Here is a 15,338-nt window from a genome sequence, read left to right as displayed (position 1 = left end):
CCTGTTTTCGGCGGTTGCCCCGCACCTCTGTCCCGAAATATTCTGCTTTCACTTGCTTGCCTTCACCGGTTTACCGGATAAATCACCTTCCGGAGTGATGCGGGTGTTGTTGCGCACCGGGCTTATGGGTATGCTATGCGGATCATATGAAAATCACTGCAGTTAGCTTCGCGCAATTCAACAAGGACCACAGGCTGCCATGCAAGAGCAATACCGCCCGGAAGAGATAGAATCTAAAGTCCAGAAACACTGGCACGATCAGGAAACCTTTAAAGTCACTGAACAGGAAGGGAAAGAGAAGTACTACTGCCTGTCAATGCTACCCTATCCTTCTGGTCGTCTACATATGGGACATGTGCGTAACTACACCATTGGTGATGTTATTGCCCGTTATCAGCGACTGCTTGGGAAAAATGTTCTGCAGCCGATAGGCTGGGATGCTTTTGGTCTACCTGCTGAAGGTGCGGCGGTGAAAAACAATACCGCCCCTGCCCCGTGGACCTACGAAAATATTGCCTACATGAAAAACCAGCTGAAACTGCTGGGTTTCGGTTATGACTGGAGCCGTGAACTGGCCACCTGTCAGCCTGAATATTACCGCTGGGAACAGTGGTTCTTCACGAAGCTGTTCGAGAAAGGCCTGGTTTACAAAAAAACCTCAGCAGTAAACTGGTGCCCGAATGACCAGACTGTACTGGCTAACGAGCAGGTTATCGATGGTTGTTGCTGGCGTTGCGATACTAAAGTTGAACGCAAAGAAATCCCACAATGGTTTATTAAAATTACTGCCTATGCAGAAGAGCTGTTGAACGACCTGGATTCTCTGGAAGGTTGGCCTGAACAGGTTAAAACCATGCAGCGTAACTGGATTGGTCGCTCTGAAGGGGTTGAAATTACCTTTGATGTCGCCGACAGCAGCGAAAAACTGACCGTTTATACAACCCGTCCGGACACCTTTATGGGGGCCACTTATGTTGCAGTAGCCGCCGGGCATCCGCTGGCACAACAAGCCGCAGTGAATAACCCTGCGCTGACAGCATTTATTGATGAGTGCCGGAATACCAAAGTTGCCGAAGCTGATATGGCAACGATGGAGAAAAAAGGCCACCCTACAGGGACCTTTGTGATTCACCCACTGACGGGTGAAAAATTACCGGTTTGGGTAGCTAATTTTGTACTGATGGAATACGGCACTGGTGCGGTAATGGCCGTTCCGGGACATGATCAGCGTGACTGGGAATTTGCCCGTAAGTATGACCTGCCGATCAAGCCTGTAATCCTCAATGAAGATGGCAGTGAGCCGGATATTTCAGAAGCAGCAATGACCAGTAAAGGAACACTGTTTAATTCTGCACAGTTTGATGGACTCTCTTATCAGGACGGTTTTAATGCCATTGCTGATGCTCTGGCAGCTAAAGGTGTGGGTGAGCGTAAAGTAAACTATCGTCTGCGTGACTGGGGTGTATCCCGTCAGCGCTACTGGGGTGCGCCAATTCCGATGGTAACTCTGGAAGACGGTACCGTCATCCCGACACCTGAAGATCAACTGCCGGTGATTTTGCCTGAAGATGTCGAAATGAACGGGATCACCAGCCCAATTAAAGCCGATCCTGAGTGGGCAAAAACCACCGTCAACGGTCAGCCGGCACTGCGTGAAACTGATACCTTCGATACCTTTATGGAATCCTCCTGGTATTACGCACGTTACACCTGTGCTGATTATGATAAAGGGATGCTGGCCCCGGCTGCTGCCAACTACTGGCTGCCGGTTGATCAGTATGTTGGCGGTATTGAACATGCGATCATGCACCTGATGTATTTCCGCTTCTTCCACAAGTTATTGCGTGATGCGGGTCTGGTGAACTCTAACGAGCCAGCCAAACGTCTGTTATGTCAGGGAATGGTTCTGGCTGATGCCTTCTACTACACCGGTAACAGCGGAGAGCGTAACTGGGTTTCTCCGGTTGATGTCTCAGTAGTACGCGATGATAAAGGGCGTATTACCAGTGCTACCGATAAAGACGGACGTGAAGTGATTTATGCCGGTATGAGTAAGATGTCAAAATCTAAAAATAACGGCATTGACCCACAACTGATGGTCGAACGTTACGGTGCAGATACCGTACGTCTGTTTATGATGTTTGCCTCTCCGGCTGATATGACTCTGGAATGGCAGGAATCCGGTGTTGAAGGGGCTAACCGCTTCCTGAAGCGTGTCTGGAAACTGGTTTACGACCACAGCAGTAAAGGCAATGCACCGGCCCTGCAGGTTGATGCGCTTAATGAAGACCAGAAAGCACTTCGTCGTGATGTTCATAAAACTATTGCGAAAGTGTCGGATGATATCGGTCGTCGTCAGACCTTTAATACCGCCATCGCCGCTATTATGGAACTGATGAATAAACTGCTGAAAGCGCCACAGGATACCGACCAGGACCGTGCACTGATGCAGGAAGCTCTGGATTCTGTGGTCCGGCTGCTGTATCCGTTCACTCCTCATGCCTGCTTCGAACTGTGGCAGACACTGGGTCATACCGACACTGTCGACAATACCGCCTGGCCGGTAGCCGATGAAAGTGCCATGGTTGAAGACTCCGTGTTAGTGGTGGTTCAGGTGAATGGTAAGGTTCGTGGCAAAATCACGGTTCCGGTCACTGCAACCCAGGAACAGGTTCAGGCACTGGCTGCTAAAGAACATCTTGTGGCAAAATATCTGGAAGGCGTGACTATACGTAAAGTTATTTACGTTCCGGGTAAACTGCTTAACCTGGTCGTAGGTTAAGCGCAGGAGGCAATGTGCGACAATTTTTTTCAACTCTGATACTTGCGGTGGCTGTACTGGCCACCGCAGGCTGTGGTTTTCATACCCGCGGGACAACGCAAATCCCGAAGGAAATGCAGACCATGATTTTAACCAGTAGTGATCCTTATGGCCCACTGGCCAGAACCGTGCGTCAGGAATTGCGGTTAAATGCGATTACACTGGTTGATGATAGTGCTGACCGACGTAATAACATTCCGTCATTACGTCTTGAGGCAGAAAATACCGGTCGCTCTACTGCCTCTGTGTTTATTGATGGTACTGCGGCGGAGTATCAGCTGCATCTGACCGTGACAGCACAGGTATTGTTGCCAGGTAAAGGAATTTACCCGTTAAGTACTACGGTTTACCGGACGTTCTTTGATAACTCCGGGGTTCCGCTGGCGAAAGATTCTGAGCAGGACATGATTTACCAGGAGATGCGGGTACGAGCCGCAGACCAGCTGGTTCGCCAGTTGATCGCTGTACATGCGGCACAGTTAAATTCAGCAGAAACTTTGCCTGCCCCGGAAACGATCACATCGCACTCCGGACAACAAAGTGACTCTGCAGGTTCCGCGACCTCACAATGATTAGGCTTTACCCTGAACAACTCGCCGCGCAACTCTCTGAGGGATTGCGCGGCAGTTATTTTCTGTGTGGCAATGACCCGTTGCTACGCCAGGAAAGTCACGATGCCATTATCGCTGCCGCACGGCAGCAGCAGTTCCTCGAAAATCTCAGTTTCAGCGTGGATAATCATACTGACTGGGATGCGCTATTCATTGCCTGCCAGTCCTTTAGTTTATTTACCCAGCGTCAGACGCTGACACTGGAGATGCCGGAAAATGGTCCGGCCACGGCACTGGCAACCCGGCTGGTACAACTGGCCGAAATGCTGCACAGCGATCTGATCCTGATTGTTCACCTGAACAAACTCTCTAAAGCCCAGGAAAACAGCCAGTGGTTTAAAGCACTGTCCGGAAACGGTGTTATGGTACCCTGCACCACCCCGGAACAGGCACAGCTGCCACGCTGGGTTAGTCAGCGCTGCAGTGCGCTTGGATTATCAGTGGATCAGCAGGCCATTAATTTATTGTGCTACTGCTATGAAGGTAATCTGCTGGCACTCTCTCAGGCACTGGAACGTTTATCTTTGTTGTGGCCTGAAGGCCAGCTGACCTTACCGAGAGTTGAGCAGGCGGTGAATGATGCAGCCCATTTCTCTCCGTATCACTGGGTCGATGCCATTCTGGGCGGAAAGAGCCGCCGGGCATTACATATTCTGCAGCAACTGCAAAAAGAAGCAGCCGAGCCGGTCATTCTGCTACGCACATTACAGCGTGAAGTCATGACACTGCTGCGTTTACAGCAGGATCAGGGAGCACAACCGCTCCGCCAGCTCATGGACCAGCATCGAATCTGGCAAAACCGCAGGCCGCTGTTTAGCGCCGCGCTGGAGCGACTGGATAAATCCCGGCTTCACCAGTCAATCCGCCTGCTGACCGCTATTGAACTTATGATCAAACAGGATTTTGGCAGCGATGTCTGGCCGGCACTCTCGTCTCTGACACTGCAACTCTCTCTTGATCACAGCTCACCGGCACTCGATCATGTCTGAATTGCATGCACTGTTTGGCGGTACTTTCGATCCGGTTCATTATGGCCATTTACATGCCGTAGAATCGCTGGCAGCACAGACCGGGCTGCATAAAGTCACTTTGTTGCCAAATAACCTGCCCCCTCACCGGCCGCAACCGGAAGCCAGCGCAGAACAACGCCTTGCGATGCTGCGTTGCGCCATTGCCGGTTTGCCGTTGTTTGATATTGATGATCGGGAATTGCACCGTGATGAGCCGTCCTGGACGGTTAACACTTTGGAAATATTACGGGCCGAACGCGGAGCCTCGCAACCTCTGGCATTTATTATTGGTCAGGATTCTCTGCTGGCACTCAACACCTGGCATCGCTGGCGAGAGCTGACGTCATTATGCCATCTGCTGATCTGTCGTCGTCCCGGCTATCAGCAGCAACCTGAGTCCGCTGAATTGCAGCAATGGATCAACCAGCATCTGACCCGTGATGTACAACAATTACATCAGCAACCGTCCGGACTGATCCTACTGGCCGATACTCCGCTATACTCAATATCAGCGACCGATATCCGCCAGCGTCGCCATGCAGGTCTTTCCTGTGCGGATCTGTTACCTCAAGCGGTGATAAACTACATCGAACAGGCTGGCTTATATCGCGATTGATTGTTGCGTGCTATACTGCGCCGCTTCAAATTCGGCTGGTCGCCAGAAGCGACGGTCATTCTGTTTAGTCAGTTCATCACGAGGGGAACCTTTTGCAAGGCCAGACACTCCAATCCTTTGTTATCGATAAAGTCGATGACCTTAAAGCTCAGGATATCATTGCTATTGATGTCCGTGGAAAATCCAGTATTACCGATTGTATGGTTATCTGTACCGGAACATCTAACCGTCACGTGGTTTCAATTGCCGATCACCTGGTTCAGGAATCACGCGCAGCCGGAGTAAGCCCACTGGGCACCGACGGAAAAGCCGGCGGTGACTGGGTAGTCGTCGATCTCGGTGAAGTTATTGTGCATGTTATGCAGGAAGAGAGCCGCCAGTTGTATGAGCTGGAAAAACTCTGGAGCTGATGCTTGAAACTGCAACTTGTCGCCGTCGGTACTAAAATGCCAGACTGGGTGCAGACCGGATTTATGGATTATCTGCGCCGTTTCCCTAAAGATATGCCGTTTGAGCTGACTGAAGTTCCTGCCGGTAAGCGGGGGAAAAACGCAGATATTAAACGCATTCTTGAAAAAGAAGGCGATGCGATGCTGGCTGCTGTCGGGAAAGGTAACCGGATAGTCACACTGGATATCCCGGGACAGCCCTGGGAAACCCCTCAACTGGCGCAACAACTGGAACGCTGGAAACAGGACGGGCGTGATGTCAGCCTGCTGATCGGTGGACCAGAGGGACTGGCTCCTGCCTGCAAAGCTGCTGCCGAACAAAGCTGGTCTCTATCAGCGCTTACACTCCCTCACCCGCTGGTGCGTGTTCTGGTCGCGGAAAGCCTCTACCGGGCGTGGAGTATTACCACTAACCACCCTTATCACCGCGAATAGCCAGATAAGGTAACTTCCGGACTGACAGGCCGCGGATGAATCTAACCAGAAGTGCTTTCAGGGATTACAGTGCCGAACAACAATTGTTCGCCAGACGGGCGTTGATTGCTTTTCTCGGCATTTTTATGCTGAGTGCGATTCTGGTGTTTAATCTCTGGCATCTGCAGGTTCTGCGTTTTGATGATTACAGCACCCGGTCAAATCAGAACCGCATTAAGCTGGTGCCTGTCGCCCCCAGCAGGGGAATGATTTACGACCGGAACAAAATTCCTCTGGCCATCAACCGGACCATTTACCAGGCCGAGTTGGTACCTGAAAAAGTGGCAAATCTGTCACAGACTCTGCGTGAATTACAGACCGTTCTGAATTTAAGCCAGGAAGACCTTGATGCGTTTGAGAAAGAACGCAAACGTTCCCGGCGTTTTACCTCTATTCCGTTGAAAAGCAATCTCAACGAACTACAGATAGCCCGCTTTTCCGTCAATCAGTATCGTTACCCCGGGGTAGAAATCAAAGGCTATCAGCGACGCTTTTATCCTTATGGCGCCACCCTCACCCATGTAGTGGGATATGTTTCTAAAATTAATGACAGGGATGTGCTGAGGCTCGATCAGGAAGGAAAAACCGGTAACTACGCGGCAACTCATGATATCGGGAAACTGGGTATCGAGAGCTTTTACGAAGATACTTTGCACGGGAAAACCGGTTATGAAGAAGTCGAGGTCAATAACCGCGGCAGAGTGATCCGCCAGCTGAATCAGGAACCGCCGGTTGCTGGTCACGACATCTATCTGAGCCTCGACCTGAAACTACAACAATACATTGAAACGTTGTTGCAGGGCAGCCGCGCTGCCGTGGTGGTGACCGACCCACGCAATGGCGAAATACTCGCGATGGTTTCCAACCCTAGTTACGATGCCAACCTGTTTGTTAACGGGATTTCCGCGACCGATTATAAAACGTTGCTGACCGACCAGAACCGTCCTCTGTACAACAGGGCCATTCAGGCGGCCTACCCACCGGCATCCACGGTCAAACCGTATGTAGCTGTTTCAGCGTTAACCGCAGGTGTGATTAATCGTAACACCACATTATTCGATCCTGGCTGGTGGCAATTACCAGGATCCGATAAACGCTACCGGGACTGGAAAAAATGGGGGCATGGCCGGCTTAACGTCACGAAATCTCTTGAAGAATCTGCTGATACATTTTTTTATCAGGTCGCCTATGATATGGGCATTGACCGGTTGTCAGAGTGGATGCAGAAATTTGGTTATGGCTCACGAACCGGAGTTGATTTGCCCCAGGAAAGTGCCGGGAATATGCCTACCCGTGAATGGAAGCTACGCCGGTTTAAAAAACCCTGGTATCAGGGTGATACCATTCCGGTAGGCATTGGGCAAGGTTACTGGACAGCCACGCCGCTGCAAATGAATAAAGCGATGATGACACTGATTAATGACGGGGTGGTGAAAGTCCCTCATTTTCTGATGGCTGAGAGTCGTGGTTCTGAAATTGTTCCGTTCCGTCCGGCAGAGGCAGGTACCATTGGTGAAATACATTCCGGCTACTGGGAAATCGCCAAAGACGGAATGTACGGCGTCGCTAACCGGCCAAACGGTACGGCACGCAAAAGTTTTGATAATGCTCCGTATAAAATTGCGGCCAAATCTGGTACCGCTCAGGTTTTTGGCCTGAAAGAGAATGAAACATACAACGCCCATCGGATTGCCGAAAGACTGCGGGATCATAAACTGATGACCGCCTTTGCTCCTTACGATAATCCACGGGTTGCTGTCACTATGATTTTAGAAAACGGCGGTGCGGGTGCTGCAGTCGGTACCATAATGCGGCAGATTCTGGATCACATCATGCTGGGAGACAACAATACTGATCTCCCTCAGGCTGTACCGCTTCCTCCAGGTTACGAAGGTGAGTAAATATGTCTTTGAGTGATAGTCCGCAGAAAAAATCGATCTGGACCCGTATCCATATCGATCCTCTGTTTGTACTAATAATTTTTACCCTGCTCACCTACAGTGGATTTGTCATCTGGAGTGCCAGTGGTCAGGATCCCGGGATGATGGAACGTAAGCTGGAGCAGATAGCTATGGGAGTCACCCTGATGCTGGCACTGGCTCAGGTTCCGCCACGGGTCTATGAAAGCTGGGCTCCCTATTTGTACATTCTGAGTATCATCCTGTTGGTAGCGGTTGATGCTTTTGGTCATATCAGTAAAGGGGCCCAACGCTGGCTGGACCTCGGTTTTATCCGTTTCCAGCCTTCAGAAATTGCCAAAATCGCGGTCCCGTTAATGGTTGCAAGGTTTATCAACCGGGATGTTTGTCCGCCAACACTGAAAAATACCGCATTAGCGCTGATACTGATTTTCTTACCCACTTTGCTGGTCGCGGCTCAGCCGGACCTGGGTACGGCGATACTGATTGCGGCGTCCGGGCTGTTTGTACTGTTCCTGTCAGGAATGAGCTGGAAACTGATTGCGGTTGCCTTTTTGCTGGTGGCTGCGTTTATCCCTATCCTCTGGTTTTTCCTGATGCACGACTATCAGCGTGATCGTGTAATGATGCTGCTGAATCCGGAAAGTGACCCGCTGGGCGCTGGTTACCATATTATTCAGTCGAAAATTGCAATCGGCTCAGGTGGCCTTCACGGTAAAGGCTGGTTGCACGGTACACAGTCGCAGCTGGAATTTTTGCCGGAACGGCATACGGACTTTATCTTTGCGGTACTGGCAGAAGAGCTGGGGCTGGTCGGCGTGCTGGCATTACTGGCACTGTATCTGTTATTAATTATACGCGGGCTGGTCATTGCCGCCAAAGCACAAACCACTTTCGGCCGGGTATTGTCGGGTGGCATCATGCTGATATTATTTGTCTATGTCTTTGTAAATATTGGTATGGTAAGCGGTATTTTGCCGGTCGTAGGTGTTCCGCTACCGTTAATCAGTTACGGCGGTTCAGCACTGATCGTATTAATGGCAGGATTTGGCATCGTAATGTCGATCCATACTCATCGAAAAATGTTATCAAAAAGCGTTTAAGAGGCGATACATGCGTAAGGAATTGCTGATCAGTATTGGGCTGGCATCGTTAGTGTTGGCGGGGTGTTCCGGCAACCAGGAGCAACAGTATGCGGCTCCTCCTCAACCCGCCTGGACCGGCCCTGTGGTCGAAATTCCGGGGGTACAACCAAAGTATGAAGCATTAATTCCATCGGCTAACCAGGACTACAAGGTCAATGGTTCCAGTTATACCGTCGTAAAAGATACGTCTAATTTTAGTCAGATCGGGCTGGCCAGCTCTTACGGACAGGAGTCTGCCGGAAATACCACGGCCTCCGGCGAACCGTTTGATCCTAATGCATATACCGCAGCCTCTCCGGTTCTGCCGATCCCCAGCTATGCCAGGGTAACCAATCTGGCTAACGGACGCCAGTTGGTGGTACGAATTAATGACCGCGGGCCGTTTGTTCAGGGTCGTATCATTGACTTATCCTCATCTGCAGCCAATCGCCTGAATATCTCTGACAACACCCGCGTGCGTGTCGATGCGATTACTGTGTCGCCGGACGGTACGTTATCCGGTCCCGGCACTGTTGGCACTAAAGTCGCCATCCAGAGTTATGACCTGCCGGCACGGCCAAATCTTGATAGTCCGATGCCATCAGCCCCTGTTATGAGCGGAAGCAGTACTGCACTGCCTGAAACAGCGCCAACGGCTCAGGCCAGTGACACTCAGGGTAATGTGATGCCTGTTGCTAACAGTACCCTGCAAAGTAATAACAGCATGGGTGCGCCGGTGCACAGTAATGGCTTCCTTGGTGCACCACAACCTCTGGCCAGTGGTGTTCTGGAATCTGATACCCCTTCAGCCCCGGCTGCGGCGGCAGTAGCAGCCCCGGCCCATACGGCACCACAATCAGAGGCAGCTGCAGAAGCGGCAGCAGTTACAGCTCCTGACCCGGGTCCGGTGACCTCCCCTGTTCCGGCAGCCAAAACACCCGCGGCTAAAGCACCGGTTGTTTCAACCGGCAAAGGTCATGGATTTGTGGTTCAGGTGGCAGCCATTAATGACCAGCAGCGCGCAACTCAACTGGCTCAAAAGCTGGGACAACGTTTTGGCGTGGCCGGACATACTGAAGTCGTTAACGGAAGTGTCTACCGTGTGCAGTTGGGTGGATATGCTGATCGCAAACAAGCCGTAGCGTTACAGCAACGTTTAGCCAGCGAGCAAATCACTTCATTTGTGACTACTGCACATTAATCATCCCGTTACTGCGAGTAAAAGCATAAACTTAAGTAAAGCAGGATGCCTGTAAGCCAGGCATCCTGTTATAGTTTGTGACAAACATTTACTGCCCGCGGATAAAGTTATTATAAAAATGAACAGAAAGACCTCTTTATATTTATGTTCCAGATTCAGCGCAGTATCTCTGGTTGCGTTGCTGTTAAGTCATTCAGCCCTGGCTGATGAAGTTAATTTAAAAACCATGATCCCGGGAGTGCCGGACATCGATGCAGAAGCCTACGTTCTTATCGATTATAATTCCGGTACCGTGCTGGCAGAGAAGAATGCCGATACCCGCAGGGATCCCGCCAGCCTGACCAAAATGATGACCAGTTACGTCATTGGTCAGGCAATCAAAGCGGGTAAAATTCATCAGGATGATATGGTGACTGTGGGTCAGGATGCCTGGGCCACCGGCAACCCGGTATTTAAAGGTTCATCACTCATGTTCCTGAAACCAGGCGACCGGGTCCCGGTTTCACAGCTTACCCGCGGCATTGTGCTGCAATCCGGTAATGATGCCTGTGTTGCAATGGCTGACTATGTTGCCGGCAGCCAGGACGCCTTTGTCGGGCTGATGAACAACTATGTTAAAGCTCTGGGCTTACAAAACACCCACTTTATGACGGTCCACGGACTGGATGCTGATGGCCAGTATAGTTCTGCCCGCGATATGGCACTGATTGGTCGTGCGCTGATCCGCGATGTGCCGGAAGAGTATGCAGTCTATAAAGAAAAAGAATTTACCTTTAATAACATCCGTCAGACTAACCGTAATGGCTTGTTATGGGATACCAGTCTGAATGTTGATGGCATCAAAACCGGCCATACCAACTCTGCCGGATACAATCTGGTAGCCTCAGCAACAGAAGGACAGATGCGTCTGATTTCTGCTGTGCTGGGCGGGCACACTTACAAAGGGCGTGAAACCGAAAGCAAGAAATTGCTCACCTGGGGATTCCGCTTCTTTGAAACGGTGTCTCCGCTCAAAGCAGGTAAAGATTTTGCCTCAGAGCCTGTCTGGTTTGGTGACAGCGATCATGCTCAACTCGGCGTGGAAAAAGATGTCTGGCTGACCGTACCGCGAGGTCGGGCCAAAGATCTTAAAGCCAGTTATGTACTGAATAATACTGAACTGCACGCTCCGCTGGCGAAAAACCAGGTCATTGGCACAATTGACTTTCAGCTGGATGGCAAGACCATTGCCAAAGAACCGCTGGTGGTGCTGAATGAGGTGAAACAGGGTGGTTTCTTTAGCCGGATAATCGATTATATTAAACTGATGTTCCACCACTGGCTGGGGTGACCTGACGGGTTGAATTCCCCGTAACCACCCCAATATAGTAAAGTATTACCATGCCCCCGAATTTTCGGGGGCATCTTTTGTTCACGGAGTCACTATGAAAACCAAACTTAATGAATTGCTCGAATTCCCAACCCCGTTCACCTATAAAGTTATGGGGCTGGCACAGCCAGAGCTGGTTGATCAGGTGATTGAAGTGGTACAACGCCATGCCCCTGGTGATTACTCACCGGATGTAAAACCAAGTAGCAAAGGCAATTATCACTCAGTTTCTATTACGATTAACGCAACTCATATTGAACAGGTCGAGACGCTTTACGAAGAACTCGGCAATATCGAAATTGTTCGTATGGTGCTGTAACCCCCCTGCGCCGGGTAATGGCTGATGTTCAGCCGCCACTCCCGGCGCTATACTCCTCTTATCTGTTTTCTACCGGGTTAACCTCTTGTCTGAACACCTTATTGTCCGACAGCTAGGATTACGTGACTGGCATACCGTTTCACAGGCAATGCACCAGTTTACCGATCAACGAACTGCGGAAAGCTGCGATGAACTGTGGCTGGTCCAGCATCCTGCAGTATTCACTCAGGGTCAGGCGGGTAAGCCGGAGCATCTGTTATCTCCCGGCGATATCCCGGTGATGCAGAGCGACAGAGGCGGCCAGGTCACCTACCACGGCCCTGGTCAGCAAATTCTTTACGTCATGGTTGATATTCGTCGTCGTAAGCTGGGAGTTCGTGAACTGGTCACGGTACTTGAACAAACAGTGATTGCTACCCTGGCCGATTTTTCGGTGGCAGCCCGCTCACGAGATGATGCTCCGGGTGTCTATGTTGAAGAGAAGAAAATATGCTCCCTGGGCCTGCGGATTCGTAAAGGCTGTTCCTTCCATGGACTAGCTTTGAATGTTGATATGGATCTTGGGCCATTTCTGAGAATCAATCCCTGCGGTTACGCCGGTATGGAAATGACGCGATTGGCAGATTTAACCGATGGCCGTCATTTAGATGAAGTCCCCCGCCGGCTGGTTGATCATTTCACCCGACTGATAAGCTATCCCCGGATAGAATTTACCCAACAGGCCCCCTGTCAGGTTGAATAAAGCTTTACAAATATGTAACTTTTGCAGCCTCACGGGGCTGCTCAGCCGCAGGCAAAATGATATACTTTTTTCAATGTTACAAAATTAGTTGAATACAGACAGTCCTGTAGTCAATCAGCAAACGGAACCCGCAGAAATGAGTAAACCTGTTCAGATAGAACGCGGCGTCAAATATCGTGATGCAGATAAGATGGCCCTGATCCCTGTAAAAACAGTTGTCAGTGAACGTCAGGAATTACTGCGTAAGCCGGAGTGGATGAAAATCAAGCTCCCTGCTGACTCCACCCGGATTCAGGGTATCAAAGCGGCCATGCGTAAAAATGGCCTGCATTCCGTCTGTGAAGAAGCTTCCTGTCCGAATCTGTCAGAGTGTTTTAACCACGGTACAGCAACTTTTATGATCCTTGGGGCTATTTGTACCCGCCGTTGTCCGTTTTGCGATGTTGCACATGGACGACCACTGCCTCCGGACGCTGCCGAAGCCGGTAAGCTCGCCCAGGCAATTGCTGACATGAAACTGCGTTATGTGGTGATTACCTCTGTTGACCGCGATGATTTACGGGACGGTGGCGCACAACATTTTGCTGATTGTATTTCAGCTATTCGTGAAAAAAGCCCTGCAATAAAAATTGAAACTCTGGTCCCGGATTTTCGTGGCCGGATGGACCGGGCACTCGATATTCTGACAGCGACTCCGCCGGATGTGTTTAACCATAATCTGGAAAATGTGCCGCGTATTTACCGTCAGGTAAGGCCAGGGGCTGACTACCAATGGTCGCTGACACTACTGGAAAGATTTAAGCAGGCTCATCCTGACATTCCGACAAAATCAGGACTGATGGTTGGTCTGGGTGAGACCAATGCCGAAATTGTTGAAGTGATGCGTGATTTACGCCGTCATGGAGTCACCATGCTGACTCTGGGACAGTACCTGCAGCCCAGCCGTCATCACCTACCGGTACAGCGTTATGTTAGCCCGGATGAGTTTGATGAAATGAAAGCAGAAGCTATGGCAATGGGCTTTACCCATGCTGCCTGTGGCCCGTTTGTGCGCTCTTCTTACCACGCCGACATGCAGGCTCAGGGCATCGAGATTAAGTAACTCCCTCAGCGCAGAGGATGCATTAGCCAGCAGCCTCTGCGTATCTCTACCGGGCTGCCACAGCATTGCTGGCGTAAAGCTTTGGTGACCGTAGAACTTCTGCTCAGCCCCTTAAAAACAAAAAACCAGACAGCCTGACTATCTGGTTTTTATTGACAATAAATACGGGTATTTATTGCGGGACCTGCCATTATTCTTTATGTGTCACACGTTCGGCAGGGATTTCCTCTGCTTCACTTTTAGCAACTGCAGAATCATCATCTTTCATGGCTTTTTTAAAGCCTTTAATTGCGCTACCCAGGTCACCACCTAATGAGCGTAATTTATTGGTGCCGAAAAGCAATACGATAAGAGCACCAATGATCAGCAGTTTTGCAATACTGATACCTTCCATAATATACCTTTAAACCTCTGCGAAGATCGTTACATCTACATTAATACGCAAAGCTGAGTATAACACAAAACAATTCTGTAACAGACTACGAATAGCACTAATCATACCGAAAGCCTGCAGTATCCTTACAGAACAAATCGTTAAATAGCTTCTGCCTGATAATTAGCCACTTTACTAAAAATAGTTTTGGTGGAATTCAGGCAATAAAAAACCCGCCGTGGCGGGTTTTAGAGATTCTGACTGAAAATTACAGGCTGATAACGTTAGCAGCAGATGGGCCTTTGGCACCGTCAGTAATTTCAAACTCTACACGCTGACCTTCAGCCAGAGTTTTGAAGCCATTGCTCACGATTGCAGAGAAGTGTACGAATACATCTTTGCTGCCATCTTCAGGAGTAATGAAACCGAATCCTTTAGATTCATTAAACCACTTAACGTTACCTTTAATCTTGGACATCTTATTACCTTTACATGAAAAATGGACACTAAACTGTGTCGGCATCCAGTACATCAATTCCGGTGCAATTTGTCCAGCGCCAATTAAAGAAAAAGTGATAAATATCCCAAATTTGTCACAATAGGGCATTTTTTGCACAGTAATGAAGTTTAAAACTGTACTCTGACCCACGCAAAGTAAACGTTTCCGTTGTTATACGTTCCGGGAATATAGGTCATCTGAAAATTGACCGGACCGTAGCCAATGGATGCCAGCGGCAATACCAGTGGGATAGGAATATAGTTCCAGTTGTTACGTGCAGTCACCCCTGCCGTATAACCCGCTCCCAGGTGAAACTTCTGGTTACTGAATGGCCGCCATGTAGCCTCCCAGCCATAGCCGCCTATCGGCTCCCATTTGTTAAAGGAGTCTTTAAACGCCATCAGATAAAGACCCTGCCAGTTTCCCTTTTCATCGTATCGGGAGATACCACCACCTGCGCCCCAGGGTCTTTCGTTATAGCGATCAATATGCTCACGATCGTAAGTCAGTCGATTATGCCAGGTAATAGCCGGCAGATATAAATCGACAGTTTGCGGTGAGTTCCATGTTTCGGCCACATTACCGGTAAATGTATCCCAGCCCTGCGATATTGTCTGCCCTATCCCCGCAGCCTCTGTCACTGAAGTGCTTAGCATCCCGGCCAGCACCACGGCCATTTGAATCGTTCTCTTCGTATACACCAGATTAA

Annotated in this window: 16 protein-coding genes; 13 read left to right on the top strand and 3 right to left on the bottom strand. The window is 50.0% G+C overall.

The features are described from left to right. Positions 1–199 precede the first annotated feature (199 nt). From leuS to lipA, 13 genes are all read left to right on the top strand, one after another. Positions 200–2,782, top strand: coding sequence for a leucine--tRNA ligase (gene leuS, locus A7K98_RS06035; RefSeq protein ID WP_087487747.1), 2,583 nt, complete (start codon positions 200–202; stop codon positions 2,780–2,782). A 14-nt stretch (positions 2,783–2,796) separates the two neighbouring features. Beyond that, positions 2,797–3,393: an LPS assembly lipoprotein LptE gene (gene lptE, locus A7K98_RS06030; protein WP_087487746.1), complete on the top strand. Its 597-nt coding sequence runs from the start codon at positions 2,797–2,799 to the stop codon at positions 3,391–3,393. Continuing rightward, on the top strand, positions 3,390–4,421 hold the full coding sequence (holA, locus tag A7K98_RS06025; RefSeq protein WP_087487745.1) for a DNA polymerase III subunit delta: 1,032 nt from the start codon (positions 3,390–3,392) through the stop codon (positions 4,419–4,421). The genes lptE and holA overlap by 4 nt, the downstream gene beginning before the upstream one ends. Then, positions 4,414–5,058, top strand: coding sequence for a nicotinate-nucleotide adenylyltransferase (nadD, locus tag A7K98_RS06020; RefSeq protein ID WP_087487744.1), 645 nt, complete (start codon positions 4,414–4,416; stop codon positions 5,056–5,058). The genes holA and nadD overlap by 8 nt, the downstream gene beginning before the upstream one ends. 92 nt (positions 5,059–5,150) lie before the next feature. Beyond that, a complete protein-coding gene (rsfS, locus tag A7K98_RS06015; RefSeq protein ID WP_087487743.1) occupies positions 5,151–5,468 on the top strand; it encodes a ribosome silencing factor in 318 nt (105 codons plus the stop codon). Positions 5,469–5,471: 3 nt separating this feature from the next. Further along, positions 5,472–5,942 carry a 23S rRNA (pseudouridine(1915)-N(3))-methyltransferase RlmH gene (rlmH, locus tag A7K98_RS06010; protein WP_087487742.1) on the top strand — a complete coding sequence of 157 codons (471 nt, stop codon included), beginning with the start codon at positions 5,472–5,474 and terminating at the stop codon, positions 5,940–5,942. A gap of 35 nt (positions 5,943–5,977) precedes the next feature. Further along, positions 5,978–7,882, top strand: coding sequence for a peptidoglycan DD-transpeptidase MrdA (mrdA, locus tag A7K98_RS06005; RefSeq protein ID WP_087487741.1), 1,905 nt, complete (start codon positions 5,978–5,980; stop codon positions 7,880–7,882). Positions 7,883–7,890: 8 nt separating this feature from the next. Then, positions 7,891–9,003: a peptidoglycan glycosyltransferase MrdB gene (gene mrdB, locus A7K98_RS06000; protein WP_087490385.1), complete on the top strand. Its 1,113-nt coding sequence runs from the start codon at positions 7,891–7,893 to the stop codon at positions 9,001–9,003. Between the two features lie 10 nt (positions 9,004–9,013). After that, positions 9,014–10,225, top strand: coding sequence for an endolytic peptidoglycan transglycosylase RlpA (gene rlpA, locus A7K98_RS05995; protein ID WP_087487740.1), 1,212 nt, complete (start codon positions 9,014–9,016; stop codon positions 10,223–10,225). Between the two features lie 118 nt (positions 10,226–10,343). Further along, the gene (gene dacA, locus A7K98_RS05990; RefSeq protein WP_087487739.1) at positions 10,344–11,555 is read left to right on the top strand and encodes a D-alanyl-D-alanine carboxypeptidase DacA; all 1,212 of its coding nucleotides are present in this window, start codon (positions 10,344–10,346) and stop codon (positions 11,553–11,555) included. Positions 11,556–11,649: 94 nt separating this feature from the next. Then, positions 11,650–11,913 (top strand): DUF493 family protein YbeD, encoded by a 264-nt coding sequence (gene ybeD / locus A7K98_RS05985; RefSeq protein WP_038019064.1) that lies wholly within the window; start codon positions 11,650–11,652, stop codon positions 11,911–11,913. A gap of 85 nt (positions 11,914–11,998) precedes the next feature. Further along, complete coding sequence (gene lipB / locus A7K98_RS05980; protein ID WP_232461595.1) at positions 11,999–12,655, top strand: lipoyl(octanoyl) transferase LipB; 657 nt, start codon at positions 11,999–12,001, stop codon at positions 12,653–12,655. Positions 12,656–12,791: 136 nt separating this feature from the next. Next, a complete protein-coding gene (gene lipA, locus A7K98_RS05975) occupies positions 12,792–13,757 on the top strand; it encodes a lipoyl synthase (protein ID WP_087487737.1) in 966 nt (321 codons plus the stop codon). 190 nt (positions 13,758–13,947) lie between these two features. Here lipA and tatE read toward each other — a convergent pair whose 3' ends face one another. From tatE to pagP, 3 genes are all read right to left on the bottom strand, one after another. Beyond that, a complete protein-coding gene (gene tatE / locus A7K98_RS05970) occupies positions 13,948–14,151 on the bottom strand; it encodes a twin-arginine translocase subunit TatE (protein ID WP_087487736.1) in 204 nt (67 codons plus the stop codon). 247 nt (positions 14,152–14,398) lie between these two features. Beyond that, on the bottom strand, positions 14,399–14,608 hold the full coding sequence (gene cspE, locus A7K98_RS05965) for a transcription antiterminator/RNA stability regulator CspE (protein ID WP_038019505.1): 210 nt from the start codon (positions 14,606–14,608) through the stop codon (positions 14,399–14,401). Positions 14,609–14,757: 149 nt separating this feature from the next. Further along, positions 14,758–15,285 carry a lipid IV(A) palmitoyltransferase PagP gene (pagP, locus tag A7K98_RS05960; protein WP_232461630.1) on the bottom strand — a complete coding sequence of 176 codons (528 nt, stop codon included), beginning with the start codon at positions 15,283–15,285 and terminating at the stop codon, positions 14,758–14,760. Positions 15,286–15,338 lie beyond the last annotated feature (53 nt).

The sequence above is a fragment of the Tatumella citrea genome (assembly GCF_002163585.1).
Lineage (GTDB): Bacteria > Pseudomonadota > Gammaproteobacteria > Enterobacterales > Enterobacteriaceae > Tatumella > Tatumella citrea.
Note: the sequence above shows the minus strand (reverse complement) of the source record. Positions and strands in the feature narration are given on the sequence as shown.